Origin of the sequence: Nostoc sp. DedQUE05 (genome assembly GCF_034530955.1) — a bacterium.
In the GTDB taxonomy this organism is placed as follows: Bacteria; Cyanobacteriota; Cyanobacteriia; order Cyanobacteriales; family Nostocaceae; genus Nostoc.
In genome coordinates this window covers 15,844-40,696 of the sequence record NZ_JAVRCB010000051.1, presented here as the reverse complement: position 1 = coordinate 40,696, position 24,853 = coordinate 15,844, and the positions used below count along the sequence as shown (strand labels likewise).

Here is a 24,853-nt window from a genome sequence, read left to right as displayed (position 1 = left end):
CGTAGAGCTGGCGAAGCTGTCAACAAGTGCAAACTAAACAGTTTAGTTTAGAAACAGAGTATGACTATAGACATTTCTCTTTGAGTCAGGCGATCGCTAATAGCTTGAGTTGATTACACCTATGGCGTTAATATATCTTAATGTATTCAGTATTGCTTTTTTAGCGCCCCAATGGAGTTAACCTCAAAAGAATTTAAGTCAGAACTGATATTAGAAGTTCAAGCCTGCCTGCAATTAGCAGTTCCTTTGGTAATTACTCAAATATTAGAAGCGGGCATTCCTCTATTGGATGGGGTGATGATGGGCTTACTTAACAGCCAAGCTTTAGCTGCGGGTGCTTTAGGTGCTGTTACCTTTTCTACCTTAGCTTCCGTTTGTCGTTCTGTTCTTTCAGCCGCGGGTGTAAGTGTCGCCAATGCTTTTGGTGCAGGAAAGATAGACCAAGTGAGCCGTGCTACCGGTCAAGGAATTTGGTTAGCCGTGACGATGTGCTTACCTGTAATGTTTATCATTTGGCACTTTGACTATATCCTGCTGCTGACTGGTCAAGAAGAAAGCAATGTATTATTAGCTCAAACATATTTGCGGTCTATTGTTTGGGGTTTTCCGGCCGCACTCGGTTTTTGTATCTTAAAAGAAGTTAGCTCTGCCCTCAATCGACCCCAATTTTTAACAGTAATTACGGTAGCTGGACTATTATTAAATGCGGTTGCTAATTACGTGCTAATGTTCGGTAAATTTGGTTTACCAGCCCTTGGTTTAGCCGGTATCGGTTGGGGAAGCACACTCATTTTTTGGCTAAATTTTATCGCTGTCGCCAGTTGGATTTGCTTTGATAACTACTTTAAAGACTATCAGCTTGATTGTGCTTTGCATCAGTTCGATAAAGATATGTTTATAGATATCTTCCAAACTGGGTGGTTTTTGGGGTTGCAGTATGGAGCAGAAATTGGAGTATTTACTGCCATTGCTTTAATGATGGGATGGTTTGGAACAGAGACGTTAGCAGCACATGAAATTACCGTCGAGACAGAAAGTTTTGTCGAAACAGTGTCTATAGGTATTTCCTATGCCGTCACGATGAGAGTAGGACAGTTGAGGGGACAAAACGATCTCAAGGGTGCAAGCACAGCCGGATTAGTCTGCATTGCGCTTGTTACTCCTTTTGTAAGTATTGTGGCACTGATTTTTTGGCTATTTCCCAACTATATTGTGGCAATGTATTTGGACACCAGTAATTTAGATAATATCGAGATAGTTAAAACGTCAACTTCTTTCCTCGCTGCCGGGGCAATAGTCCAAATATTTTATTCTATTCAGACTATTGCTGCTGGTGCTTTAATCGGCTTGAAAGATACCAAAGTGCCAGTGTTAATTACTATGTTCGCTTACTGGATAGTAGGTCTAGGCGGGGGCTATCTGATGGCATTCACTTTCGGCTGGGGTGCTATAGGTTTATGGTTGGGTTTAATACTAGGGCTACTTATGGGTGCAGTGCTTTTAACTGGGCGTTTTTATCTTTTGACTTCTGAGATTGAGTCTGGTTGACTAAAAGTGCATAGTATTAACAATGCCCACTTGCGATTACTGTTGAGAAGGTCTAAGTCTATCCCGCCAAGATGGTTGTGACGATGAAGAACCAGAAGAACCAGAACTATTTTCGGGAGACGACTCTCGCCGACTTCTTCGACGCGGGGGTGAATCAGATTCTACTCTTCTAGAGCGTCGCCGTGGAGTAAATGATTCTGAAGAGGAGTTACTAGAACTTGATTCGCTGCGATCGCGCCTTCTCCGTCTTGGGGTATAATCGCTTGCTTGCTGTGTTTCTTGAGAATAGCTTCTTCTTCTTCTACGTCTCCTAGATGAACCACTCTCCTCAGAATTAGAATTTCTCGCACTTTCCCCTTCTGAGTCATCATCATCTTTAGAGGCAATAGAACGATTCAGCACTTGTTTAGGCTTGATGGATTGGGCTTTGATAGTGCCTTTGCGACCTTCTAACTTGGGTCGTTTGGGAAACTTTTCAACAGGCATCCCGTCTACCGCTTTTTCCATAAATTCGTGCCAAGTGTAAGCGGCACTACTACTACTACCATAAGTGGGGCGGTTGTCATCGTTACCTAGCCATACCCCTGTTACCATCTGAGGAATGTAGCCAATAAACCATAAATCGCGGGCTTCGTCGGAGGTGCCGGTTTTGCCGGCAACTGGTCTATTATCTAATTGAGCAGCACCACCAGTTCCCGCTTCGACGACGTTGCGTAGCATCCAAGTCATGATGGCGGCACTGTCAGCATCCAGGGCGCGTTTTGACTTGAAATTCGCTGACCAGATGACTTTGCCTTGGCGGTTGAGGATGCGGGTAATACCATGAGATTCTGCGTGCAATCCCTGAGTCGCAAAACTGCCATAAGCGCTGGTCAACTCTAGCAGATTGACTTCATTTGAACCAAGAGCCAAGGAGTAGGTGGGCTTGAGTTCAGATTTTATCCCCATATCATGGGCAAGTTTAATCGTTGGTGTAAATCCCACATCAATCAACACCTTGACCGCAACAATATTAACAGAGCGGGTGAGGGCATCTCGGATGTTCATTGAACCCCGGAAGTTTTCACTATAGTTTTTCGGTTCATAGCCGTCTACGACAAAGGGCGCATCCTCGTAGCTATCGTAGGGGCTTTTACCGGTAGCGATCGCAGTGGCATATACAAACCCTTTAAATGTCGATCCTGGCTGCCGTTGTGCTTGGGTAACTCGATTAAACTGGTTTTTACCAAAGTCTTTTCCCCCAACCATTGCTTTAATTTCACCATTTCGGGGGTCTATAGCCACCATTGCCGCTTGCTTAAAGTTTTCCCAGCGTCCTTGATTTCGCAATGTTTTTGCAACTGCCTCTTCTGCCACCTTCTGCCAACTTGGGTTCAACGTGGTTTCTACTACTAAACCCCCACTTTTTAGCACATCAGGAGAGACATACTTCGGCAATTCTTTTTGGATGTAGCTGGTAAAGTAGGGTGATTCTATTTCCAGTCGCTTGGGTGAACTGCTTTTGAGGGTTAATGGCTCCTGAACGGCTGCTTGCCTTTGCTCTGGTGTAATTACTTTATCTTCTTGCATCCGTTGCAATACCAAGTTCCGCCGCCGTTTCGCCGCTTCGGGATTTTTGTCTGGGGCGTATAAGCTAGGAGCAGGAGCTAATCCAGCGATTGTAGCCATTTCTGCAAGGGAAAGCTGGTCTGGCGTTTTACTAAAATATACCCAGGATGCATCTGCCACACCATAAGCTCCAGATCCCAAATAAACCAGATTTAGGTAACGCTCTAAAATCTGATCTTTGGTTAATTCTTGCTCCATTTTTTGGGCAAGGCGGACTTCCTTGAGTTTGCGCCAGATTGTCTGCTCTTGTTTCAAAAAGAGAATCCGCGTTAGCTGTTGGGTGATGGTGCTACCACCTTCTACCACACCTTGCGATCGCAAATTATTCAAACCTGCTCTGACAATACCTTGCGGATCGACTCCATTGTGCTGCCTAAATCTTCTATCTTCTGAGGCGATAAAAGCTTTCTTTAAATTATCTGGTATTTGTTCTAGCTGTAGCTGTTCTCTGGCCGTTTCACCTTGTTGTTGTAATATTGTGCCATCAGCAGCTTTAATGGTCAGTGTTTGCTCTCGCAACACAGCATTCAACTCGGACTGATCTGGCAAAGTCCGATCTATTAAACTGATGCCGTAGATCGAGGCAGCTATCCCACCACCAATACCTAAACCTGCCCAAAACCAGAAGCGGCGATAGAGTGGTTTAGCGCCAGTTGCCCGATTGACCCTCATCCTAGATGGTAAAATTTTCATTTTGCTCAGTAACTGCCTCGTCTGCGCCAGATGTGCTGGTGGTAAGCTCTCATTCGTTCCTCCTCGTCCAGAGTCACTCAAATTAGTCGGTCTTCGCTTGAACCAGGAGGTAAGCTTCCCCACGTCAGTTCCTCGCTCAAAGTAGTAAGTAATTATAACCACCATCAATCAACTTTTGGGGTTATAGCACTACCATTGTGTTTAGTATAATATCCTATAAATAATTAACTGAATTCACTAGAAAATAATGTTTTTTAAATTTGGTTAATTTAGTTTTGTAAAAAATGTTGCAGTTTTGAGAAATACTGCGAATCTAAAAACTATTGACAAGTATCCGCAAAGACAGCCCGAAAACGGCTGATTTCAGGAAAGTATAATGTCCACATCGGGCTACGACGAAGCAGAGCTAAGACGAAGCGCCGTTGCTCTTGGTAGTAATATTGGCGATTCTCAAACAATTTTATCAGCAGCTATAGAGGCTTTAGCCCAAACGCCAGGTATTGTTTTAGAAGCCAGATCCCATTGGTATCAAACCAAAGCTGTCGGGCCACCACAGCCAGATTACCTCAATGGCTGCGTCATCTTGCAGGTAGAAATACTTCCCCAGCAGTTATTAGAAATTTTGTTAGGAATTGAACAACAATTTGGGCGCGTGCGTCAGGAACATTGGGGGCCACGAACCCTAGATTTGGATTTGTTATTATATGATGACATTATTTTGGACACACCAAATCTCCAGATTCCCCATCCACGAATGCGGGATCGCGCCTTTGTGTTAGTCCCACTGGCAGAAATTGCCCCAGATTGGATAGAACCAGTTTCCGGGTGTGTGATTAAAGAGCTGCTGAAAGAGGTAGACTGTTCTGATGTACATTTATGGATGGACAATTAAAATTACCATCCTTAAAAGCAGAAGAACACTGATTTTGCCTCTGTATTCACAGATAATCAGATTTTACTATGCCATTAGGTAGAGAATTACCACAACTGCTAAGACAACGCCTGTTTCATAAAGGACGCAAGTTTGATTTTGAAGTTAATCGCTTGCGTTTGCCGAATAAATCGGAAGGAGAATGGGAATGTATTCGTCACCCTGGCGGTGCCCTAGCTGTACCAGTGACAGCGGAAGGTAAACTTATACTGGTGCGCCAGTATCGTTTTGCAATTCAGGGACGGATATTAGAATTTCCGGCGGGGACATTGGAAGGAAAAGAAGAGCCTTTAGAAACAATACAACGTGAAATTGCCGAAGAAACTGGCTATAGTGCCCAAAAATGGGACAAATTAGGCGAATTTTTCCTAGCTCCTGGTTATTCTGATGAAATTATCTATGCTTTTCTGGCACGAGATTTAGAAAAGCTGGAGACACCACCACCACAAGATGGAGACGAAGATATCGAAACTGTGTTTATGACTCCTGAAGAATTAGAAAAAGCTATTCTGGAGGGAGAGCCGGTAGATGCTAAATCAGTTTCTAGCTTTTTTCTGGCGCGTCCGTTTTTAATTTAATACTCTTTCCTTATGCTGCTAGAGTTAGCGATTGCAGATGCCTACGGTGCGGGTTTTGAATATGCAGACGAAGCGATCGCTAACAACGATTTGAGTCGATACGTTGAACATCCGCGTTTTCGACTCAATCCTGGCAGCTACACCGACGATACCCAGATGAGTATTGCCATTGCGGAAGTGATTGTTGCTCAAGCACCGTGGACGCCAGAAGTTTTAGCCGATAGTTTTGTTAGAGCTTTTAAACGCGATCGAAGAGAAGGTTATGCTCGAAGATTCTACCATTTTCTATTAGAAATTCAGGATGGGGAAGAGTTTTTAACGAATCCCCAGAGGGTTACTCACCAGGCTTGCAACGGATTAACCAAGCTTTAATCTCCCTGAGTTCATTATTTTGATCGGCGATTTGATTCTCAATATCTTGGAAGCCGTAAGCGATATTTTTTGAAATCTCTGCTTGGTTTCTGACAAGATGATCGAAATTTCGCTTATCATTAAGGGCTTTTTCAGCAGCAGCTACAGCAATTTGAGTAGCCTGCTGTTTCTCAAACTTTAGTTTATTGTGCCACCAGGCTATCCAGCCAGATAACGCACCAATAAAAGCTAGTAGAAAGCTCGCAGCACTAGCATCAAATTTCATAATTATTGCTAAATCAATTCTCGAACTAAAGCCTTACCACTAGTACCTAAAATCAGTCCAGTATCATCCCAAACACCCGAAACAATCCCAGTGTATCCAAATGGAATTTCATAATATCCGCCGGGGGCAATTCTGTAAGCAAAATTAGTTTTAGAAGCCGAACTACCAAAATCGATGCATAAAGGAGCATTACTATAATTCCAAATAGTTGCACCTTTGCGGTTGGGATTATCAGCTATTAAAGTTTGCATCGTAGTGCTAACACTAACGCTCGTAGGCGTAGCCACACCACTAGTAGCAGAGTTAATAGTAGTAGGATTCCAAAGAGCCATTAATAGCTACACTCCACAAACGAAAGTTTACAGTTACTTGCCGCAACAGCAGAAATCTTGCCAGTGTAAAGATTATGTTTATTAATCTCGTAACTTCCACCTCGCGGTTTGATAATGATTCCTTTGTTTTTGACTGCGTTGGACGACTCCGCAAAAACTAAAGTGATATCAATGCTGGAATTGTTGACAAAAATGGCATAACTTCTGTTAGCGTTAGCATCTAATAAAAGAGTTCCATTGGTATTTAAACTCTTTTCATCATTAGTACATTTATCGAATGGAATAGCAGAGTCATTCGATGAATCAGAGGGATTATTAAGCATTAAATTAAAGCCTCAAGCTTGAAATTCCACTGAGCGAAATTTTGCTCAGGAGTAAAAGGCAAGTATCGTGATGCTCGGATAATTTGAGGAGTTCTAATTACGTATCCAAGGTCTCGCAAATCATTAGGAACAGGGAGATTGTAAACTGTAGGAATATCAATTACCTTGATGTAACTATTGAGTGAAGCACTGCCATCTGGATAATAAAATCTCAAATACGCACTGCTTTTAAACTTCCATTTATTCCAATCATCCAAATTTTGAATCGTCGTAGTCACGCGAAACGTATCTGCGATGACTTCACCGGGGAAAGACTGCCATTGATTAGTGACAATCAATTCCCCAACCAACTCCCAATTAGCCACGAGAGACAACGCGCAGGCTAAAGCCAACGCTTTGAATTGTGCCAGTGCCACCACCCGTAATGGTGTAAGGATCTCCCTTGAGAGCGTCCAGAATGGTAGTTAGTTTTGCGCTAGTGCAAAGCAATTTCAATCGGCTGGGTTTACCAGCGGAAGTTTTGGTAATAGCGCTGACTCGGCGCAGTATACCTTTTCTTAAAAGTGCCTTGACTGTGTATTCTGGTAAATCCTCATCGGTATCTCCAGCAGCAGCGATACCTGTTTCTGTGGCAATTGCTCCAACGTACAACCCAGCCGGAGCGCGAAACGCATATTTTACAGTGCCAACAGTTGCAACGAATTTATCTAACTTTGCCATTTTATCCTCTAGAAATTTGTCTCATACGTTGATTAAGTGATTTGATTTCACCAGAAGCTCCATTAGTAATAGAGAATGATTTTCCCAATGCAGTATCTAAGATATTTGGGAAAACTAATTTATTACAAAGCAAGTTCAATGAACGCCTTTTACCGTTTATTAAAACGGTTGCACTAAGGCGAATTAACACACCTGAGTGTAAAAGATTCTTGACTAAAACTTCTGGTTTGTCGAATTCGTTATCGGCGGCTGGATAAATACCAGTTATGCCACTACCAATGCTGTGGTAAAGCCCAGATGTTGATTGAAAGTAGAGCTTATCGAATGCCGCATCGGTAATAAAATACTTTTGCAGTTTGGGCATACATTACCCAAGTTGAATTCTTGTCGGGTAGTAAGCGGTTTTAATTTTGAAATTATTGAAAGTAGCGCCAACTAAAGATGCACGAGCTTGCATAGCTTTATCACCAGCAACAATTAATGTTGCGGTTTTGCGCTTTGTGTTTGCACCAATATATGAAACTTTGATTTTGCGAATTAATCCATCGGCCACTGCGCGGCCAACCGTTGTAGAGGGAACGCCGGTGGGTGGGTCGCCTACAAGCTTTGTTACTCCTAAAGATGTCCCAAAGGTAGAGTAGACATCTGGCAGAACCAATAAAACCCTATTTTCTCCTGTACCAACAACGTGAGGTACATTTTCAACTCCTGCAACTCTTGTAGCCATAAACTAAGTTCAAAATTTATGTAGCAATTGATTAATCAATAGCTAACACGGTCTAAACAGTGTTCCGTGACTTGGAAATGTTATACATTTCCCTATATCCTGGAACATCAAAACATCTCTAAGTAATTTACGTAATTAGTGCTGTATTCCTATAAGTAGTGTCTATCAGAAAAATTGGCGGTACAGAACCTCCAAAAGCAACATAAGCTTTACGGAATCGCAGGTTAGTTATTGGTCTATATACAGGTTCCTTGTACTGCTTACCTAATACAGTGTTAGTTTGGGTTGATGTTTGGGTGGTACTGTCTTTTTCTGGGGTAATGACATTGATTTTATTAATGTCAAACGGTTGGTCAATAACATTGCATAGTTTTTGATAAAGGGTAATTGCTTCAGCCTTGGAATTAACTAGCCAGCGACCACCTCTCGGAAATCCATTTGCCGGATCGGTGTAACTTACCGCTATTTTTCCCGAAGTGTAAACAATTCCTTTTTTGCCTTTTACAAATTGAGTTTTAATTTCTCTAGCAATGTCTAACAAATTAGCTTTTGTAATAGCTGGTAAAGCTTGACCAGATTTACAAGCGTAGCGAGTTAATCTACATGATTTTTCATGGTCTAAGCGCTTGCCGTTTGCTGGAACTGCTTGAGAATCTTGCGAAAAGTATAAAAACAATTGTGGATGCCCTGAAACAGGCAGCGCAGTATCTAAACTACTGCCATAAAATGTAGCTAAGTTTTTTCTTCCATAGCCTAACAAATCAAATAATAAATGATGGCGCAAACTCATTATTAATTGATTGTCGTTGTCCACCATTGTGCAAGCAACCCTTAAAGCACTTCTAGCAGAAGCAATGTTAGGTTTCCAATCATCGCCTAAATCACTAAAGTATTGTTTTACTAATGCATTGTGTTGAGGTATATAAATTTTTTGCAAATGCTCAAAAGGATCGAAGTTATCAGGCAAGGAATTTTCTGGAGGTGGCTTTGGTATTATGTCGGACATTTTTAATCACCCCCATCGAAAATGTCGTCAAGCACTAGCTGTAAGAAATTAGTGGAATCAGCTTTTGCTTGATCGCCCTCAGCTTTGACTACAGCAGGATCGGGAACATCTAGGCCGGGCTTGTAATGAATTACTGTGCCATTGGCGTTGTGAAGTGGATGTCCTTGCGCGTCTGTTGGGTCTATTTGTGATATCTCTCGCTTCAGGTCGGCGACGCTACTATCAACGCCGTCCTTTGCGGCGGCCAAAGCAATAGGAATTGCAGTGACTAGGGCGATTGCTTGCAAATTCTCACCAACGAGATTCATTTGATTAAAGAATTTTCCTTTCAAATTTGGCTGAGGATTCATATAACTGTAGGCATTTTCAAGAAGTACTCCACCCTTGCGAAGTGCGTTACCGATTTTGCCAACATTCCCGCCGATCACCTCTAAACCCGCAGTTAAAATACCTCCAAGTCCTAGCACTTGGTTATGGATGTTTAGTGCAGCCTGGTAAATACGGTTAGCTTGATCCCACTTTTGTTGTATTTGAGCTGCTGTTGCCTCTCCTACGGTGCTGACAATGACTTCGTGTACAGCCTTTCCAAGTACATTACTAATGCTTATTGGCGTTCCATCAAGTCCTTTCGGCAGGATAAATGCTGTTACTTGGTCAATAATCATGAATAACGTTTGACCGAGATTGGAGGACAGCATTAGCGCATTGTGTACCGTTGTTGCAAAAGTTAAAACCGCCAGGGCTTTTTCAATGTATGTATTTTCAGCAACGGCTGTGACTAATCCACTAATTCCACCTGTTACCTGTTGACCTAACTTATTGTTGATGACGTTTAACAGTGCTAAATTTGCGCCATTCACAACAGCACTTGAAGCGCTGACCACAGTAGCAAAACCAGTATTTACTGATGCTTTAATACCTGCTATTGCACTTCCCAATACACCCTGTGTTTGTTGATGTTGTGCGGCGATAAATGCCTTTAATTCAAATACTTCAGCTTGTCCCATATCCTTCCCGTCTTTGCCATCTCTGCCAGGGAAACCATTTCTACCGTTAATACCATTTCGCCCATCTCTACCAGGAATGCCGGGTAACTGCACTTGTACAACAGTGGTGATACCGTTCTGTCCGTTCGTGCCGTTCGTGCCATTTCTGCCAGGTAATCCCGGCAGACCCCGATCGCCTTTGTCACCCTTGGGGCCTCTCAGTCCTTGCAGTCCTTTGACTAACTGAACTGTAGCGATTACAGTAGTTGCGAGCGCCAACGCTTCACCTGCCTTTTGCAATGCTTGACCACCGAGTTTTGCAGCCTGCTGCCCAATTCCTTCTGCTTTGATGCCTTGTTTGTAGGCTGTGGTGGCATTTTCATTTGCTGTTGCAGCATTACGAACTGCACCGTCAGCTGTCAGTTGCGCTTGTTTAGCATTGCCTAAAGCACTTTCAGCTATGCCTTGGGCCCTAGCAGATGTCACCTGTGCTGCCCCTGCCTTTAAATTCGCCGCCTCACCAATACCTTTGGCATCAAGGGCGATATTTTTCACTTGTGCGATTGTAGTTTCGTTGTTACCGATCCGGTTCTGAAGTCCAAGTAATTTACCGAGAACACGGGATAGGTCATTGCCAAGAGCTACTACACCGTTTTCTACTGCGTCAATGCGATCGCCAAGAATAACTAGTGTTTGTAGCTGCTCAATTATGGTAAATATCGTGCCGATAACCTGGAACAATTCAAGTACTCTACCTGCTAATCTGCCTGTCGCCGCTAACGCTTCTGAGCTTATACCGACTGCTTTTGCAGCATTCGCTACGGCAGTCGCGGTTTTTGATTCTAGTACGCCGATTGCCCTACCTAACCCATCAATTCGAGAACCGACACCATTTACTAACTGCCTTAATCCTGTCGCTTCAGTAGCAGCGTTGATAACAGCATTTGTGGCTTTCGCCGATTCCGAAATTGCCTGCCCCGATTTTGTGACAGCTTGATTAGCTAATCCCTTTGACAAAGATGATTCTCGTGCGGCGCTGGCTGCGATATCTTCTACTTGGTTCAGTCGCCTGAAGGCATCGGCCGATTGCTTTTCCAGCAGTGCAGCTTTCTTTTGTGCATTGCCTGCTGTATCAAATGCATTGTTGGCTATCTTTGTCGAAGTACCAGCGGCATTTGTTGCATTATTTGCTGTTTTTTCAGCCTGATAAGCCTGTTGAGCAATTCTTGCAATTTCCGCTCTATCAGTGCCACGATCTTGTGCAGTCTTCAGTGCTTGAGCTAGACCATTATCAGCAGTTTTTTCTACTTTAAAAAGCCTCTCTAGAGCCTGTTTTGATTGCTCTATAGCACTATTGACTTGCGGTTGTAGCTTATTACTTATAACTACCCCTGCTGCTGCTGCGGCTGTAGCAATATCCGGTTGTAATGAAGCTTTTATAGAATTTTTTAGCGACAACTCATCAACTGTTTTGATATTAGCAATTTGTTGCTTTAGTGCATTAATTTGTGATTGCAAATTCTGGCAACAGTCGCACTTGCCAGCGCAATCGAGCGCTGATTGCATACTCCCAATTACGCTAGACATACTCATATATTTAGCCGCAATTCCTATTTCTTAATTGATTAGATAAACCTTCAATCTGCGCCCAATCAGAATTGCTGATGCACTGACCACTACAACCAGTGCCGCAAGCAACTTCACAATCGGATAGTGATTGGTAAATCCCTGGTGTGTTATAAACAGTTTTTTTTATACACGCACCGTTAACACAGTCATATGTCTCGCTCGGATTGGGAACGAACGATTTGGAGACAATATAACCATTGCCCCAGTTTGCAAGAAAAATTCTTCCATCACACGACGAAATCAAATTCATGGTTGGACTTGCGCTAACCAGAATCGGATTGTCGTCTGCAAAGCCAGGATAAGTTTCTGTATAGTCGCGGTTTCCAGTGTTATACAGTCGAGTTATTAAATTCCAAGTACCCGATACGCCACATCCTGACATTAGTAATTATCCGGGTCAATTGTTGAATTTGTGTCAATTTTTGCAAGGCTCAAAGTTAATTGATCTTGCCTATATGGGGTGTTATTAGTTCCTCTTGTGGTAAAACTTGAAAATCCGTCTGTAACGATTAAAGACTGGTCAATATTTGCATCAAAGTTGGGTTGAGTGAGATAACTTTTGGCATTGACCGCAATTGCGACTAAATGACCTTCTGCTGTCGCTGTAGAAGGAGTCGATAATCCTGCTGTTTGCAGTGCTGAATCAGGAATAAACAGCCCTGCGCTTGGTGTTGTTGCTCCACTTGCTAGCCGCGTAGTCCCTGCTCCAAAAATCTGCACTAAAGTTGGTTCTGCCATGAGTTTTAAATCGGATTTAGATGTTGTGATAAATCCGTTGTATGGCTTAACAAAAAAAGTGTAAATGTTCTACTTTTATGTAAAACCGGAAGTTTCACGGACGACGTGCAACTATTGCAGTGATTACGATTGAGGCGTGTTTAGGTAATACCTGAAAAATAAAAACTTCCAGATTAACACCTCACAATGGTTAATCCGGAAGCCATAACATCAAAATAATTTTATGAAAAATAACCGCAATGGACAAGCGGCTGTTTTTACGGCCAAAGAATATTCTCGAATCCGTAATCACATCCAAAGTCAAAAATACAAATTACTTTTAGACTTAGCATGGTTTACTGGCGAACGCTGGGGGGCATTAGTGCAAATGAAAGTTGCGGATCTTTACGATGCTGAGAGCAACCCACTTAAACTGATTACTTTTCGTGCGCGGACTCGTAAGGCTGTAGGTGGTAAAAAGAAAATTCAGAAAACTCGACAAGTGCCAGTACATCCAACTCTTCACGAGGCTTTGAAGGCATACACTCCAGAAGATCCAGATCAAGAGTGGCTATTTCCTTCCAAGAGGGACTACACCGAAGGGGAAATCCCCAAGCACATCACCCTCAGATATGCGGATATGGTGTTTCGGGAAGCTGTACAAAAAGCTGGCTTGGAGAGCCGGGGACTTAGCACTCATTCCAGCCGCCGGAGTTTTGTAACCCATTTGGCTCGTAACGGTGTGTCGTTGCGAATTATTCAAAAGTTGTTGGGATATGCGGATTTGAAGATGTTGGCGGTTTACATCGATGTCAACGACCAAGACCTTGAGGGCGCGATCGCAACTCTATGAACCCCAACCTCCTATTCCTCCAAATCGAAATCTTCTTCGAGCGCTTGCAGCACGGACATTACGATCATCCTGTGTACTTGGCGATGGCATTGGAGAATCTGACCAATCAGGCATGGGATGAAGTGGATCGGGTCTATCCAAATCTGTGACAAATCACAGCCAGGGCGGATAAGCTGGACTGGGTTGATAACACCTATTCCACTGCATTGGATTTACTTGCACGATCGCACTTTATCCTATTTGTGTGATCGCTTTTTATTGAGAATTGAAGGCTTAATGAAATTCACTCCCAATAAAAAATTTGCTTTTAAGCACTTTTTCACGATAAATCAATGCTTTCAGCCCACTCTTGGTGGCCCGCAGCACAGCTTCTCCTTATTGAGAATGCTTGACACTATTCATTATTGGCTGTCTGGGTTGTCTTCTTGCCAGTCAAGTTCTAAATCAGCTCGCATCATTTCAAGTATCGCTTGTTCAAGCTTTTCATATAATTCAATTGCTTTTTCCCGTGACGACGCGCTAACAGTCAACTGTACAACTGTTTTGTCTTCGCTTAGGGAAAGACGGAAGTTATTATTTTTTGGTCTGGACATTGGATATTGGGGAAGAGGGAATGGGGAGCAGGGAGCAGGGTAGTGAAAACTGGCGATCGCCGGTTTTCAAATGATTGCATAAGTTTAAAAAACGCTGTATCCTGCCTTGAAACAGGCCTTTCAAGGTAATGGTAATGCTAAAGCCGGGAAAAAATCGCACCAGCTGGCAACCAGCTTGGAATCACGGTAAAACTCAATCAATCCGCGTACCAGTCGCACTTGCAGAAGAAATTTTAGAATACGCCTATGCAATCGACTCTGGTCTAGTAATGGATCGACAGATGATTTTACGGGCCATCGACTCTTTTGTGGAAAACAGAATCGCAGAATTTCACCCCAATCAACACAGCCGCACTGGCTCGACCAATAGCCGCCGCTGGGATGAACTGCGAAAATTCAGGACTGCGATCGCGCTCTCCCACGCCAGGAGCGAATTAACTCTTCAATCTCCTGGGGTGACTGCCCATCGCTAATCGCAAGCTCTACATCTGCTTTTTTGGATCTTGCGATCGCGCTATTAACGCTACCCAAATAAAGCCGATGGATCTTTCGGCCTTGCATCCAGCAGTAACGGTAATACCAGTATTTAATAGAGCATCTCTCGACCCAGTATTCCTCAATCCAGTGGGTATCGTGTTGGGGGGCAGATTTTTGAGTATCAGTTACAACTTGCTCCCCAACACTTTTACACGGAGATTCCGAGTCTGAGATTTGCCCCCCAACACTATGACTATTTTGGGGGGCAAGTTCATCCCAAAACGGATCGTAAGTGTAAACGGGATTATCTTGCTTAGTGAAAGCTTCTAAATCAAAAAGTGTGGGTTGGTTCATAATCAAACTGGTTATTATGTCCGCTGCTTCCAGGAGGAAGCAGTTTTTTTATGCAGTTATCCCCTAGTAATCCCTTGGGAGCTTACTGGGGAACCAAGATTTTAAAGCAAGTAAAAATTCAGATAATTTAAGCGTTTCGTCTTTCCAATAACAGTTATGCAAGCAGTTGATTAACCATCCTTGAGGATTGTTAATTGCTTGATTTCCACCACGACGAGCAAAGTGCTTAAGAGCTAATCGGACATCTTCAATATCAAACTGAAAAAGTTGTCCAGTTGTTCGCTTCTTCGGGTCAAAGTATATTTCGTACTCAGCACAAGCTGTAAGTATGTCATGTCTCCTTTCCATCTCCACAAAATCGATGGTAGTAAGAGTAATACTATTGCTGCTGCTGTTAACCCCCGGTTCGGCATTAGTATCATTTGAGGTAGCAGAATCGTAACTAGAGTTATGGTTATATAACTTTTTTTCTCGCGGCTTCTTGGGTGGATTTAACCATGACAATGGTCTTACAAGTAACTTGGTTATCTTCCAAGAATATTGTTTGATTACTTGTAAAACGCGGCATGATACCAGTATTTCAAATATCTTTTTGAGGTAATTATGAGCGTATGGTTTCCCTCTGCTTTTTGCTACCCAGGCATTAAATTCTGATAAATCTGGTTCTATTTCACTTGCAATTTGTCCTTGCCTGATGAGCCACTGCCAAAGTATTTTTGCGGCGGGTGGAATATGGTGTTGATAGCAGAATGCTTCGTGTGCTTCCGTCCACGGAAGCGAATTTTTAAGTGAATTTTCTGGCATAATACTATTAGTGATTTTTCAAGGAGCCACCACGATCGCGAAATCTTCTGGTGGCTTTTTGGTTTTTTCGCTCAGTTACGAGCTACGAAAAGTCATTGATAAACTTCCGCATTGCTGACTCTGTTTTGAGATGTCCGAGGTTCAGCTTTTGCATTCCAATTGCAAGTCCTGGGTGGTTTATAAGCTCGTTATGTTTCATCAGGTCGGCACACAAAGATTGCCACGCTAAACTTATAAATCCCATGTCGAGGTATTCATTGGCTCGCTGTTTCGCCCAATCAAGATGTTCGGTTCTGTTCATGGTTTTTAAGTTTGAGTTTGGTTGCTGTCTCTTGTATGCGACCGACTAACTCAGGATTTTGTCGAAATAAGTTTGGGAGATCGCTCAAGACGTATGCTGTTAACACGATTGCTTGACTGGGGTCGAGTTCTGGGTCAATAGTGCGGATATAGTCGAAAAATTTCTCTAGCTCATAGACGGCAAGGCTTCTAGCTCTGACTACTTTTGATGTGATTTTTGATTTAGTCATTGGTCATTAGCAAGGAATAACGACGCCACCAGATCCAGCTCAACGGTGGCTTTAATGGTTTTTTTTGAAAAAGTAACCGACGTGTCAAATTTGAAAGTTTCCAGATATTGGTCATTTGTCATAAGTCATTGGTCAACTGCGATCGCACCCCACCCCCCAACCCCGCCGCGATCGCTCAATACTCGAAGAAACCATATTCAACTTCAAGTTGCTCAATATGGGTCAAAAATTTCTTTTCCCATATAGGGCAAGATGTTGGGCGATTGTATTCAGTAGGACAAACTTGGCTTTTTGGCTTAATGTCCGCAATGTGCCAGCTGTAAGGACTATTAAGTAGCGCTTGATTCGAGCTAATCTTGCAGTAGCTTTCTGTGCTGCACTCAGGAAAATGAAAGTCTTGTCCAATTGCTAATTCTGAAAAATTCATACATTGGTTATTAGTCATTGGTCGTTAGTCAACCGCGATCGCACCCCACCCCCCAACCCCGCGATGCCTGCGGCGGCAAGCTACGCAAAACAAAACCGCCCATACCTCAAAGGCAGGACGGTTTTATTCAGGTTCTTCAGGTTTTTCGAGCGACTGAGCAGCTATGTTGTAAAGCTCTGCTTTGATCTGTCTCATTCCTTCGTCAAATGAGTCTACAAATTTTTTGTTTTCATCAAGTCGAGCTTCAAGACGCTGCCGATGAGAACCAACATAGAATTTGAAACCTTGCTCCAATAACTCAAGTCGCTCTAATACTTTTCCAATATCGCCTTCTCCAGTGAGGAAGACGGCTGACCTAGCGGGATGTCCCCCCTCGCTATCTTCGCTACCAAGTCTGCCCTGCTCAATCCCATCGTTTTCGCCCTCGTCTCGAATAGCTCCCAGTCCTTCTGACTCAGGAATAGGGACACATTCTTCGCGTCGTCTGCCAGCTTCTTTGGTCTCGCCATGCTTTTTGTTCATATATGGTAAACCCATTTTACATACAGAAAACTAATTCTCATATAGAAAACTGTTGACAGGAGGTTTTCTGTATGATTAAGATAACATTAGTTTCTCACATAGAAAACTATTTTTAGCTCCCTCCCCACATTTGCCACCGTGCCCGTGAGGACTATATGGAGCAAGCACCCGCACCACTGCATAAGCCCCGGCGCGGAAACACCCTAATCACCAGAGAACCGAGCGCAAACACGCGTTGTCTGCGCGGTGATATTTTGATGTCTGCACACCTAACAACCCAGGAAACAAGATGACAACCACAGTCCAAGAATTGATTGATGTCCTGAAAGACTACCCCGGTGCAACGGTGGTAACTATAAAAACTGTTGCCGACGATCAAGAATTTGAGATCGTTGATTTCAAGTCTGAAGCCAAAGGCTTGAATATCCTCGTCGGCAGTAAGGCAGAGGAGGACGAGGAGGAGGAGATGAAATGAAGGTCAAATATCTGATTGAAAAACTGCAAGGCTTCCAGCCAGAGGCAGAGATAGCCATCAAAGATATTGACCGTGAGGAATTTTTCATTAGAGATATCCACCAAGTAACCAAACTAGACAAAGCATTAAACACCACTGGATTCAAGGTGAATATCGTAATTACGACGGATATGGAGGACGAGGAGGAGGAGGAAGACTAATTGAAAAGGCGATCGCCTACCATCCCTGAACTGGAGCGATCGCCAAGTTTACGATATTTATTTGCATTGAGGAGATTTTAGCAATTGTCAAAGCCAATCGGACATTTTACTAGTTACACCTTAAACGACGGTTCCTTGCTGGAATCGCTCCAACAGGAGTACGGGCCTACATTTGAGCAGATGACCAAACGCGAGAAGCTGTTTTTAATTAGTGCGATCGCGATTCAACTTTGCGATCAAGCACCGGGGAGCTGCCGCGAAGAAATCTATGTAGTAGGTCATCAAATCAACAGTTCTTTGCCAATGCACGACAGAGAGGGATTAATCGAAGCGCTGACTAATCAAGTGCGTTGGGGCCGCAGTCTTTTAGACACGGAGACATTGCCTATGGAATAAACACCCTAACTACAACACCCCTGAATATATATGGTTGCGCCAGCGTGACTGGTAACATTTGTGCTGGTCTTTTTTACAAAATTGGATTTTAGATTATGAATTACCCCGATGAATTGAGGCAGTGGGCAATTTTTGAGCGCCTGTCCACTGGTGAAAATGTTTGTAACTGCCGATTTCGCAAACGCTCCGATGCCGATGCTTATGTGAGCCTTCTGCGTCGTGGCAGCGGGAAGTTTGAAGTAGTTTTCGACCCGCAGCCGCAACCCCAGGAAGTTACCCAAGGATAGCTCAAAATTATTTTGCGATCGCGTTCCTCATGCAGCGCGATCGCAACTGATTAATCGATCCAAACACTTGAAACAGGACTTGTAAAAAATATCACAAAAACATGACCAAAAACATAAAATTCATTACTTATTACGATTTAGATAGAGAAAACAAGCATGGTTTCTCTTCTAAAGCATTTCCGCCTACCGAGCAAACTCTAGCGCTTAAAGAGCAGATTATTCCTGGGGCTTTTGGTTATCCAGATATGTATATCCGGTACATGAAATTAAGATACAGCAATCAGGATTACCCAATAATTTGCATGACCGATTATGAACTTGATGAAACTAAAAGATTAGAAATTTTTGCGGGGGCTGTGAAGTTTCTAGGAGAGCCAGAAGTTTGATGTTTGGCTTTGATGGTGATACTAAAGGGCTAAAAATTATTCTGAATCGAATTGCCAGTAATGATGATTCTGGAAAATTAACCCACAAAGAAGTAAGAGCTTATGCAAGATGTATGCTTGCAATTTTTGAATTTTTGAAAATAGATACAGAGTTAGAAGCAGAAATCAAAATTTTGCTTGCAGCGCTTTCTGGAAGTGGCATTCCTCACTACGATCGTTCTTTTCTGGCTTCGAGCATATTGGAATTACTCGAACGAAATGACTTGTTAAAAATTCAATAAACGTCAAAGGAATATTTTTAATATGACTAAAACTCCAAACATTCCAGAACCAGATCCAACCTGGGATTACTACATTGAATGGCACAAGTTAATTAGGGCTAAAACTCAGTTAGATAAATTAATTGAGTTTATCTCAAAGGTTGAAAATGCCACAGAAGAAACTCAAGAAATATTGATAAAGGACTTACAGTCACTTACCGACACTCTCGAAAGCATATAACCGCCTGATGATGGCTACCTGACACACTAGCCGAAACGGTGGAAGTTCCCCACCGTCGCGGGTTGTGTCCAAAGCACCCGCCCCACTGTTTCTAGAGAATGGGGCGTTATTAACGAATCGCACACCCATAAAGTGGGGTGTTGTAATTTTCAAGCGCACCTTCCCTAGATATGCCGGGATAAGCCCAGCGTTAAGAGTGAATCGCGCCCCTGAATTGGGATGTTAGGAGGATTCGAGCGTCAAACCTGGGACTTTTAATTCGTGTTTGCACCACGAATATCAAGAAACTCCAATTATCAGCAGAACCATGACAATTAAATCAATTACATCCTTGGGAGTTGATGTTAGCAAGTCGTCGATAACTTGCCATATTTTATCACAATACCCATTAGGAGGATTAAAGACGTATTGGCAAAAAACTAGAACCAAAGCCAATAGTTTATTTCCTAGTTTTTACTCTAGTCCTAAGCCAAACACCAATCAAAAATCAGCTTTCGATTTTGCCAACTATGTTATGGAAAACAAAGTAGATATTGCAATACTCGAACCAACAGGAAATCATTACTCAAGACTTTGGGCCCAAATACTGGAAAGTTTAGGAATTAAAATCCTTTGGGTTGGGCATATTGAGTTGCGGCGCTATCGCGGCGGCAAAAATTTACCCAATAAATCCGATGCTGCTGATGCCTTGGCAATGGCTGCATACGCTCAAGATCAAGAAAATTATTTAGAATCTGGAGAATTGAACGAGCGCCAATTCCTAATGCACCGACCAGTACCAATTGACCAGATCCGGGAACTAGTGCAAAAACTCGAACACCTTAACCGCGTTCAGTCACCAATTATCAATTACACTCGCCAGTCGCTAGCTTGGCAATTTCCGGAAAAAGCACACAGTAAAAGCAAGAGTACCAAGCCCGGAAACGTTCCGCCGCTATGGGGATGGTTAGCACAAAGAGAATCGGAAGTACACCCACAAAGCTACAAATCAATTGCAAGGCTTTACCAAAAATCAATTAGCCGCGAACTTGGACTAGACATAGATCCAATTGTGCGGTTGCATGGTGACTGGCTTTGTGACATTAACATCGAGGAGCAGCGCCTAGAGTTTGAACTTAAGGCGCTGGTCAACGATCCGCTGTTCAAAACCTATAACCAAATTTTTGACCAGTTTAATTTTGGTCTAAGGATTCGCGCCAGGCTGCTCAGTCGCATCTACCCGTTTGAAGCCTTCCTTACTAATGGCAAACAGCTGATCGAGCGAGAAGTCCGAGAAGTAAAGAAAAAGGAGGTCACACGGGAAAAGGGTAAGCGTGTGGTGAAATTTCTTCCCGGTGACGTAAAGAGAGTCAAGCGTAACCGCAGCCGCGACGCTTTCAAGCTCAGGTTAGGTATGGGAACAGTTCTTGAACAGTCTGGAGATAGTCTAGTTGAAGTAGGTAGCGGCTCGGCATTGTGTCGAATGACCTTCTGGCAATACGTAATCACCAAGGTTGAAATTGACGACCGCTTGCCTGACAATCCGATCGCCAATGAAATTGCCGTTTACAAAGAAACTCTCAAAGGTAAGGTTGATGCTTCAGGCAGACAGTTACTCAACGGTAAACACTTGCAAAATAAGCTGATGTCTAAAGTTGCTAACCTTCTGTTTCGGGAGTTATCAAGAGCGATCGCGGTTAACGATCGTTGACCGTTGACTAATTAAAATTTCCCCTCAAGAATTTTAAAAGCTTGAGGGGTTGTTAAAATTCGCTGAAGGTTATTAGAGTGAAAATTAACCCTGATAGTGACAAAAGCGGGGGAGCAATGCGTGCAGCACCCATTGGCATTTATCCCACACCAGAAAAAGTCATTGAGGCGGCAACAATTCAAGCGGCAATTACCCACAATACAACCGATGGTATCAATGCTGCCGTTGCGGCTGCCTTAATGTCGCATTATTTTATCTATCGACTGGGAGCAAAACGCAAATTAGGACGGTTTCTGGAAGGTTATGTATCTGGAGAGTGGAATAAACCGTGGGAAGGTAAAGTCAAGTCCAAAGGCTGGATGAGTGTCAGAGCAGCGATTACCGCGGTGATGCGTAATGACAGTATGAGCGAACTTTTACAAGATTGTATCGCTTTTACTGGGGATGTTGATACAGTAGCCGCGATCGCCTTGGCTGCTGGTTCTTGTAGCGAGGAAATTACTCAAGACATTCCCAATCATCTTGTCGCAGGGTTAGAGAATGGAGCTTACGGTAGAGATTACCTGATAGAACTGGATAAGCAGTTAATGAGTTTGGTGGGTAAAAAGATCGGCTAAATCTAATACATCAAAGTAGTTAAGTTCAGATGCTCAAAAGGCTATATTTTAGTGTTTAATTTTAAGTTAGATAATCGAAAGCATATTTCAAGCCAACCAAGCCAAATTGATGAATCATACTCTAGCTTCTACTTTAGGAGAAGTACAAACAAAAATATATTGGCTCCATGATGCTGAAAAATTTGCTGAATTGGCAGAAGCAGCAACTAAAATATATATTAAACTTGGATATGACCAACAAAAAGCAGAAAATGTTGGTCGTTTAATTAGTGAAGCCTATCAGTTATCTGATGATGCTGATTTAGCATACAAGGCTGGAGAAATTGAAAAAGAAATAAAATTTTATAATCAAGTAAAAGATAAATTTATAGAGATTGAGGCTATATTAGGTCTACAAAAAAATATAGCTGAACATCAAACCAAATGGTGGATACATTTTCGCCATAGACAGAAACTTCAAGTTATATATCACCTATTTTGGCAACATTTAAAACCTTTGGGCTTAACTTATTTATTTGTAGCTCTACAACTAACATATTATATGTTAAAGATATGCAAAGGTCATAATTTGCGCGATATAGAAATAACTCAAAAAAATGCTACAAAATATTGGATGCAATTATTAAAATGTAATATTACCAAATATCCATATTTAGGATAATTTGGTGTTTTGTAAAATATTTAAAGAAGTAAAGCGTAGCATCTCGTAGAGAAAGTGGTTTGATAAATTAAGCTTCTTGACGAATTGCGCGTAAATCATGGTTTTGTTTGTATTGTTGCAGTTGATAACCACTTTTTTAAGATTCTTACTCATTCCCTACGTAGTCAGTCAAGAAAGCTGAAAATTACTGTAATCCTCAAAGACTCAGCTAGTTTTAGTGTCAAATAGCTATTTGTTTAGTATTTAGCCATCCTTCTATATTTGCAGATATATATCGAGATAAACACTCTTATACATAGAAACATATATTTCTTATATAACCTAGTTTAAATATCAATTTATACCTTGTCTTCTTCAACAAAAAGCTCCATGATTGATTGAGAAAGCCCAGAACTATAGGTTGGTTAAGTTAATAAGTATGCCAATATACTTCATAAATATTTCCGATGCATAACAAGAAAATATCTGATATTTATCTCAAATTTACTTAGGTTGGAGTTTGATTAACTCATGCTAGAAGGATGGATTCAAATTGTATTAACGCTACTAATTGTAGTAGCAATTACTCCTGTTTTTGGGCGCTATATGGCGCGGGTCTACCTAGAGCAAAGTACTTTTCTCGATCCGATTTTGAATCCGGTTGAGCGAGTACTTTATGCTTTGGTTGGCGTTAAAACCAAAGAAAATATGACTGGCTGGCAGTATGGACGGGCAATCCTATACAGTAACGTCGCAATGGGGTTGCTGATTTTCTTGATTATTATGAATCAAGGATGGCTGCCATTAAATCCAACCAAGATAAATGCCCCAACTTGGGATACAGTACTGCATACAACTATTTCTTTTATTACTAACACTAACCAGCAGCACTATTCTGGTGAAACCTACATGAGCTATGGCAGCCAAATGTGGGGACTTGGTTATCACATGTTTACTTCTGCTGCTACTGGTTTGTCGGTAGGGATTGCCTTTATTCGGGGATTGACTGGTAGATCGTTAGGCAATTTTTATGTAGATTTAATTCGCTCGATTACCCGAATTTTATTGCCTATTTGTATTGTGGGCGCGATCGCTCTTATGGCAGCTGGTGTTCCTGAAACACTGGGGGGTGCGGTTGTATTCCCCACCTTGGAAGATGCGAATATTAGTCAAGCGATCGCTCGTGGCCCTGTTGCTCATTTTGAAATTATCAAGCAATTAGGGGAAAACGGCGGCGGCTTTTTCGCCATCAACTCCGCACACCCCTTTGAAAATCCCAACGGATTTTCAAACTTGATTCAAATTGTGGCGATGATTTCAATTCCCACGTCCCTGATTTATACCTACGGTTTATTTGCTAATAACACCAAGCAAGCCTGGTTAGTATATGGCATGGTTAGTGTGCTTTTCATCGTATTTGTCGTTATCAATGCCATTGGGGAATATAACGGCAATCCGGCTGTGAATGCACTGCTGGGTAGTCAGCAACCGAATCTAGAGGGTAAAGAAGTGCGGTTTGGTTGGGCACAATCTGCCTTGTTCGCAACAGTTACAACAGGCACGATGACCGGCGCTGTTAATAGTTTACATGACTCCTTCATGCCCAACGGTGGTTTTATTACCCTTTCCAATATGTTCCTGCAAATTATTTGGGGTGGACAGGGTACGGGAACCGCTTATCTATTCGCTTACCTAATTCTCGCTGTGTTCGCTACAGGGTTGATGGTGGGACGCACACCAGAATTTTTGGGACGCAAGATTGAGAAGCGCGAGGTTGTACTTGCTAGTTTTTTAATTCTCCTAGTTCACCCGATCGCAATTATGATTCCCGCAGGTATCGCCTTGGCGTTTCCCGATCAATTATCAGGAATTAGCAATCCCGGATTCCACGGTTTTGCTCAAGTTATCTATGAATACGCTTCCGCTGCTGCTAACAACGGTTCTGGCTTTGAAGGTTTGGGAGATTCACAACCTTCTCCTTTGGCGATCGCTACAGGTACAGCACCAACTTTAACCGCTTTGTGGTGGAACTTGAGTACCTGCTTCAGTTTAATTGCAGGACGCTATATTCCCATCATCGGTTTGCTGTTTTTAGCAGATAGTATGTCTCGTAAACAAGCTGTTCCTTATACCACTGGTACATTGCGAACGGATACTGGACTATTTACAGGCGTTACCGCAGGCGTGATTTTAATCCTGGGCGCACTTACATTCTTCCCAGTACTTGCATTAGGCCCCATTGGTGAAGCCTTTTTCATCGCTAAAGGCATTGGCTAAGAAGTGTAGAGGGGTAGAGGGGCAAAGGAGAGTTAGAACTTGAAGCATCTCTCTCAAAGACTCGTCCACGAGTATCAAAGACTCGTCCACGAGTATCAAAGACTCGTCCACGAGTATTAAAGACTCGTCCACGAGTATTAAAGACTCATTCACGAGTATCAAAGACTCGTCCACGAGTATTAAAGACTCGTCCACGAGTATCAAAGACTCATCCACGAGTATCAAAGACTCATCCACGAGTATCAAAGACTCGTCCACGAGTATCAAAGACTCGTCGGCGAGTATCAAAGACTCGTCCACGAGTATCAAAGACTCATCACCAATGCCCCATGCCCCATGCCCAATCCCCAATCCCCAATCCCCAATCCCCAATGCCCCATTCCCAAAAT

38 protein-coding genes are annotated in these 24,853 nt (G+C 42.7%); 18 read left to right on the top strand and 20 right to left on the bottom strand.

The annotated features are described in order from the left end of the window. The first annotated feature begins 171 nt into the window (after positions 1–171). Positions 172–1,548 (top strand): MATE family efflux transporter, encoded by a 1,377-nt coding sequence (locus RMZ42_RS29060; RefSeq protein WP_322674677.1) that lies wholly within the window; start codon positions 172–174, stop codon positions 1,546–1,548. 36 nt (positions 1,549–1,584) lie between these two features. Here RMZ42_RS29060 and RMZ42_RS29055 read toward each other — a convergent pair whose 3' ends face one another. Further along, positions 1,585–3,849: a transglycosylase domain-containing protein gene (locus RMZ42_RS29055; protein WP_416211842.1), complete on the bottom strand. Its 2,265-nt coding sequence runs from the start codon at positions 3,847–3,849 to the stop codon at positions 1,585–1,587. 376 nt (positions 3,850–4,225) lie between these two features. On the opposite strand from RMZ42_RS29055, the gene folK reads away from it, so the two are divergent. The 3 genes from folK to RMZ42_RS29040 all read left to right on the top strand — a co-directional run bounded on the left by folK (position 4,226) and on the right by RMZ42_RS29040 (position 5,730). After that, complete coding sequence (gene folK / locus RMZ42_RS29050; protein WP_322674676.1) at positions 4,226–4,741, top strand: 2-amino-4-hydroxy-6-hydroxymethyldihydropteridine diphosphokinase; 516 nt, start codon at positions 4,226–4,228, stop codon at positions 4,739–4,741. 68 nt (positions 4,742–4,809) lie between these two features. Continuing rightward, on the top strand, positions 4,810–5,358 hold the full coding sequence (locus RMZ42_RS29045) for an NUDIX hydrolase (protein WP_322674675.1): 549 nt from the start codon (positions 4,810–4,812) through the stop codon (positions 5,356–5,358). Positions 5,359–5,370: 12 nt separating this feature from the next. Further along, positions 5,371–5,730 carry an ADP-ribosylglycohydrolase family protein gene (locus RMZ42_RS29040; protein WP_322674674.1) on the top strand — a complete coding sequence of 120 codons (360 nt, stop codon included), beginning with the start codon at positions 5,371–5,373 and terminating at the stop codon, positions 5,728–5,730. Here RMZ42_RS29040 and RMZ42_RS29035 read toward each other — a convergent pair. From RMZ42_RS29035 to RMZ42_RS28985, 11 genes are all read right to left on the bottom strand, one after another. Further along, positions 5,693–5,995: a hypothetical protein gene (locus RMZ42_RS29035; protein WP_322674673.1), complete on the bottom strand. Its 303-nt coding sequence runs from the start codon at positions 5,993–5,995 to the stop codon at positions 5,693–5,695. The genes RMZ42_RS29040 and RMZ42_RS29035 overlap by 38 nt on opposite strands. A gap of 8 nt (positions 5,996–6,003) precedes the next feature. Continuing rightward, positions 6,004–6,327 (bottom strand): hypothetical protein, encoded by a 324-nt coding sequence (locus RMZ42_RS29030; protein ID WP_322674672.1) that lies wholly within the window; start codon positions 6,325–6,327, stop codon positions 6,004–6,006. Then, positions 6,327–6,650 carry a hypothetical protein gene (locus RMZ42_RS29025; RefSeq protein WP_322674671.1) on the bottom strand — a complete coding sequence of 108 codons (324 nt, stop codon included), beginning with the start codon at positions 6,648–6,650 and terminating at the stop codon, positions 6,327–6,329. The genes RMZ42_RS29030 and RMZ42_RS29025 overlap by 1 nt, the downstream gene beginning before the upstream one ends. Next, a complete protein-coding gene (locus tag RMZ42_RS29020; RefSeq protein ID WP_322674670.1) occupies positions 6,650–7,015 on the bottom strand; it encodes a hypothetical protein in 366 nt (121 codons plus the stop codon). The genes RMZ42_RS29025 and RMZ42_RS29020 overlap by 1 nt, the downstream gene beginning before the upstream one ends. Further along, the gene (locus RMZ42_RS29015) at positions 7,008–7,370 is read right to left on the bottom strand and encodes a hypothetical protein (protein WP_322674669.1); all 363 of its coding nucleotides are present in this window, start codon (positions 7,368–7,370) and stop codon (positions 7,008–7,010) included. Before RMZ42_RS29015 ends, RMZ42_RS29020 begins: the two co-directional genes overlap by 8 nt. A 1-nt stretch (position 7,371) precedes the next feature. Continuing rightward, the gene (locus RMZ42_RS29010; RefSeq protein WP_322674668.1) at positions 7,372–7,734 is read right to left on the bottom strand and encodes a hypothetical protein; all 363 of its coding nucleotides are present in this window, start codon (positions 7,732–7,734) and stop codon (positions 7,372–7,374) included. Positions 7,735–7,737: 3 nt separating this feature from the next. Continuing rightward, entirely contained in the window at positions 7,738–8,097 is a 360-nt protein-coding gene (locus tag RMZ42_RS29005) for a hypothetical protein (RefSeq protein WP_322674667.1), read from the bottom strand. Between the two features lie 127 nt (positions 8,098–8,224). Next, positions 8,225–9,103 (bottom strand): hypothetical protein, encoded by an 879-nt coding sequence (locus RMZ42_RS29000; RefSeq protein ID WP_322674666.1) that lies wholly within the window; start codon positions 9,101–9,103, stop codon positions 8,225–8,227. A gap of 2 nt (positions 9,104–9,105) precedes the next feature. Further along, positions 9,106–11,655, bottom strand: coding sequence for a hypothetical protein (locus tag RMZ42_RS28995; protein ID WP_322674665.1), 2,550 nt, complete (start codon positions 11,653–11,655; stop codon positions 9,106–9,108). 31 nt (positions 11,656–11,686) lie between these two features. Then, positions 11,687–12,100: a hypothetical protein gene (locus tag RMZ42_RS28990; protein WP_322674664.1), complete on the bottom strand. Its 414-nt coding sequence runs from the start codon at positions 12,098–12,100 to the stop codon at positions 11,687–11,689. After that, a complete protein-coding gene (locus tag RMZ42_RS28985) occupies positions 12,100–12,456 on the bottom strand; it encodes a hypothetical protein (protein ID WP_322674663.1) in 357 nt (118 codons plus the stop codon). Before RMZ42_RS28985 ends, RMZ42_RS28990 begins: the two co-directional genes overlap by 1 nt. A 223-nt stretch (positions 12,457–12,679) precedes the next feature. Here RMZ42_RS28985 and RMZ42_RS28980 point away from each other — a divergent pair, with 223 nt between their 5' ends. Then, positions 12,680–13,288 carry a tyrosine-type recombinase/integrase gene (locus RMZ42_RS28980; RefSeq protein WP_322674662.1) on the top strand — a complete coding sequence of 203 codons (609 nt, stop codon included), beginning with the start codon at positions 12,680–12,682 and terminating at the stop codon, positions 13,286–13,288. 401 nt (positions 13,289–13,689) lie between these two features. Here RMZ42_RS28980 and RMZ42_RS28975 read toward each other — a convergent pair whose 3' ends face one another. After that, positions 13,690–13,881 (bottom strand): hypothetical protein, encoded by a 192-nt coding sequence (locus RMZ42_RS28975; protein ID WP_322674661.1) that lies wholly within the window; start codon positions 13,879–13,881, stop codon positions 13,690–13,692. A 134-nt stretch (positions 13,882–14,015) separates the two neighbouring features. On the opposite strand from RMZ42_RS28975, the gene RMZ42_RS28970 reads away from it, so the two are divergent. After that, a complete protein-coding gene (locus RMZ42_RS28970) occupies positions 14,016–14,354 on the top strand; it encodes a hypothetical protein (protein WP_322674660.1) in 339 nt (112 codons plus the stop codon). Here the strand turns inward: RMZ42_RS28970 and RMZ42_RS28965 are convergent. The 4 genes from RMZ42_RS28965 to RMZ42_RS28950 form a co-directional block, all read right to left on the bottom strand. Beyond that, entirely contained in the window at positions 14,278–14,712 is a 435-nt protein-coding gene (locus RMZ42_RS28965) for a DUF4102 domain-containing protein (protein WP_322674659.1), read from the bottom strand. The genes RMZ42_RS28970 and RMZ42_RS28965 overlap by 77 nt on opposite strands. 63 nt (positions 14,713–14,775) lie before the next feature. Next, a complete protein-coding gene (locus RMZ42_RS28960; protein ID WP_322674658.1) occupies positions 14,776–15,516 on the bottom strand; it encodes a hypothetical protein in 741 nt (246 codons plus the stop codon). An 82-nt stretch (positions 15,517–15,598) separates the two neighbouring features. Further along, positions 15,599–15,817 (bottom strand): hypothetical protein, encoded by a 219-nt coding sequence (locus tag RMZ42_RS28955; protein ID WP_322674657.1) that lies wholly within the window; start codon positions 15,815–15,817, stop codon positions 15,599–15,601. Further along, positions 15,795–16,046: a hypothetical protein gene (locus RMZ42_RS28950; RefSeq protein WP_322674656.1), complete on the bottom strand. Its 252-nt coding sequence runs from the start codon at positions 16,044–16,046 to the stop codon at positions 15,795–15,797. The genes RMZ42_RS28955 and RMZ42_RS28950 overlap by 23 nt, the downstream gene beginning before the upstream one ends. 81 nt (positions 16,047–16,127) lie before the next feature. Here RMZ42_RS28950 and RMZ42_RS28945 point away from each other — a divergent pair, with 81 nt between their 5' ends. Next, positions 16,128–16,292: a hypothetical protein gene (locus RMZ42_RS28945; protein WP_322674655.1), complete on the top strand. Its 165-nt coding sequence runs from the start codon at positions 16,128–16,130 to the stop codon at positions 16,290–16,292. 304 nt (positions 16,293–16,596) lie between these two features. Here RMZ42_RS28945 and RMZ42_RS28940 read toward each other — a convergent pair whose 3' ends face one another. After that, complete coding sequence (locus RMZ42_RS28940) at positions 16,597–16,995, bottom strand: hypothetical protein (RefSeq protein ID WP_322674654.1); 399 nt, start codon at positions 16,993–16,995, stop codon at positions 16,597–16,599. Positions 16,996–17,284: 289 nt separating this feature from the next. Here RMZ42_RS28940 and RMZ42_RS28935 point away from each other — a divergent pair, with 289 nt between their 5' ends. From RMZ42_RS28935 to RMZ42_RS28905, 7 genes are all read left to right on the top strand, one after another. Continuing rightward, positions 17,285–17,470 carry a hypothetical protein gene (locus tag RMZ42_RS28935; protein ID WP_322674653.1) on the top strand — a complete coding sequence of 62 codons (186 nt, stop codon included), beginning with the start codon at positions 17,285–17,287 and terminating at the stop codon, positions 17,468–17,470. After that, entirely contained in the window at positions 17,467–17,670 is a 204-nt protein-coding gene (locus RMZ42_RS28930) for a hypothetical protein (RefSeq protein WP_322674652.1), read from the top strand. The genes RMZ42_RS28935 and RMZ42_RS28930 overlap by 4 nt, the downstream gene beginning before the upstream one ends. A gap of 84 nt (positions 17,671–17,754) precedes the next feature. Continuing rightward, the gene (locus RMZ42_RS28925) at positions 17,755–18,066 is read left to right on the top strand and encodes a hypothetical protein (protein ID WP_322674651.1); all 312 of its coding nucleotides are present in this window, start codon (positions 17,755–17,757) and stop codon (positions 18,064–18,066) included. Positions 18,067–18,161: 95 nt separating this feature from the next. Continuing rightward, complete coding sequence (locus RMZ42_RS28920) at positions 18,162–18,353, top strand: hypothetical protein (protein ID WP_322674650.1); 192 nt, start codon at positions 18,162–18,164, stop codon at positions 18,351–18,353. Between the two features lie 101 nt (positions 18,354–18,454). After that, entirely contained in the window at positions 18,455–18,739 is a 285-nt protein-coding gene (locus tag RMZ42_RS28915; RefSeq protein WP_322674649.1) for a hypothetical protein, read from the top strand. Then, entirely contained in the window at positions 18,736–19,020 is a 285-nt protein-coding gene (locus tag RMZ42_RS28910; RefSeq protein ID WP_322674648.1) for a hypothetical protein, read from the top strand. The genes RMZ42_RS28915 and RMZ42_RS28910 overlap by 4 nt, the downstream gene beginning before the upstream one ends. Before the next feature lie 22 nt (positions 19,021–19,042). Further along, on the top strand, positions 19,043–19,240 hold the full coding sequence (locus RMZ42_RS28905; protein WP_322674647.1) for a hypothetical protein: 198 nt from the start codon (positions 19,043–19,045) through the stop codon (positions 19,238–19,240). Here the strand turns inward: RMZ42_RS28905 and RMZ42_RS28900 are convergent. Then, on the bottom strand, positions 19,211–19,393 hold the full coding sequence (locus RMZ42_RS28900; protein ID WP_322674646.1) for a hypothetical protein: 183 nt from the start codon (positions 19,391–19,393) through the stop codon (positions 19,211–19,213). The two genes, RMZ42_RS28905 and RMZ42_RS28900, sit on opposite strands and share 30 nt — an antisense overlap. Before the next feature lie 154 nt (positions 19,394–19,547). Between RMZ42_RS28900 and RMZ42_RS28895 the strand changes: the two genes are divergently transcribed. The 4 genes from RMZ42_RS28895 to kdpA all read left to right on the top strand — a co-directional run bounded on the left by RMZ42_RS28895 (position 19,548) and on the right by kdpA (position 24,464). Then, the gene (locus RMZ42_RS28895; protein ID WP_322674645.1) at positions 19,548–20,930 is read left to right on the top strand and encodes a transposase; all 1,383 of its coding nucleotides are present in this window, start codon (positions 19,548–19,550) and stop codon (positions 20,928–20,930) included. Positions 20,931–21,007: 77 nt separating this feature from the next. Continuing rightward, on the top strand, positions 21,008–21,547 hold the full coding sequence (locus RMZ42_RS28890; protein ID WP_322674644.1) for an ADP-ribosylglycohydrolase family protein: 540 nt from the start codon (positions 21,008–21,010) through the stop codon (positions 21,545–21,547). Between the two features lie 109 nt (positions 21,548–21,656). After that, a complete protein-coding gene (locus tag RMZ42_RS28885; RefSeq protein WP_322674643.1) occupies positions 21,657–22,208 on the top strand; it encodes a hypothetical protein in 552 nt (183 codons plus the stop codon). A 510-nt stretch (positions 22,209–22,718) separates the two neighbouring features. Continuing rightward, complete coding sequence (gene kdpA, locus RMZ42_RS28880) at positions 22,719–24,464, top strand: potassium-transporting ATPase subunit KdpA (protein WP_322674642.1); 1,746 nt, start codon at positions 22,719–22,721, stop codon at positions 24,462–24,464. On the opposite strand, the gene RMZ42_RS28875 is transcribed toward kdpA, so the two are convergent. After that, positions 24,417–24,836 carry a hypothetical protein gene (locus RMZ42_RS28875; RefSeq protein WP_322674641.1) on the bottom strand — a complete coding sequence of 140 codons (420 nt, stop codon included), beginning with the start codon at positions 24,834–24,836 and terminating at the stop codon, positions 24,417–24,419. The genes kdpA and RMZ42_RS28875 overlap by 48 nt on opposite strands. Between the last annotated feature and the right edge of the window lie 17 nt (positions 24,837–24,853).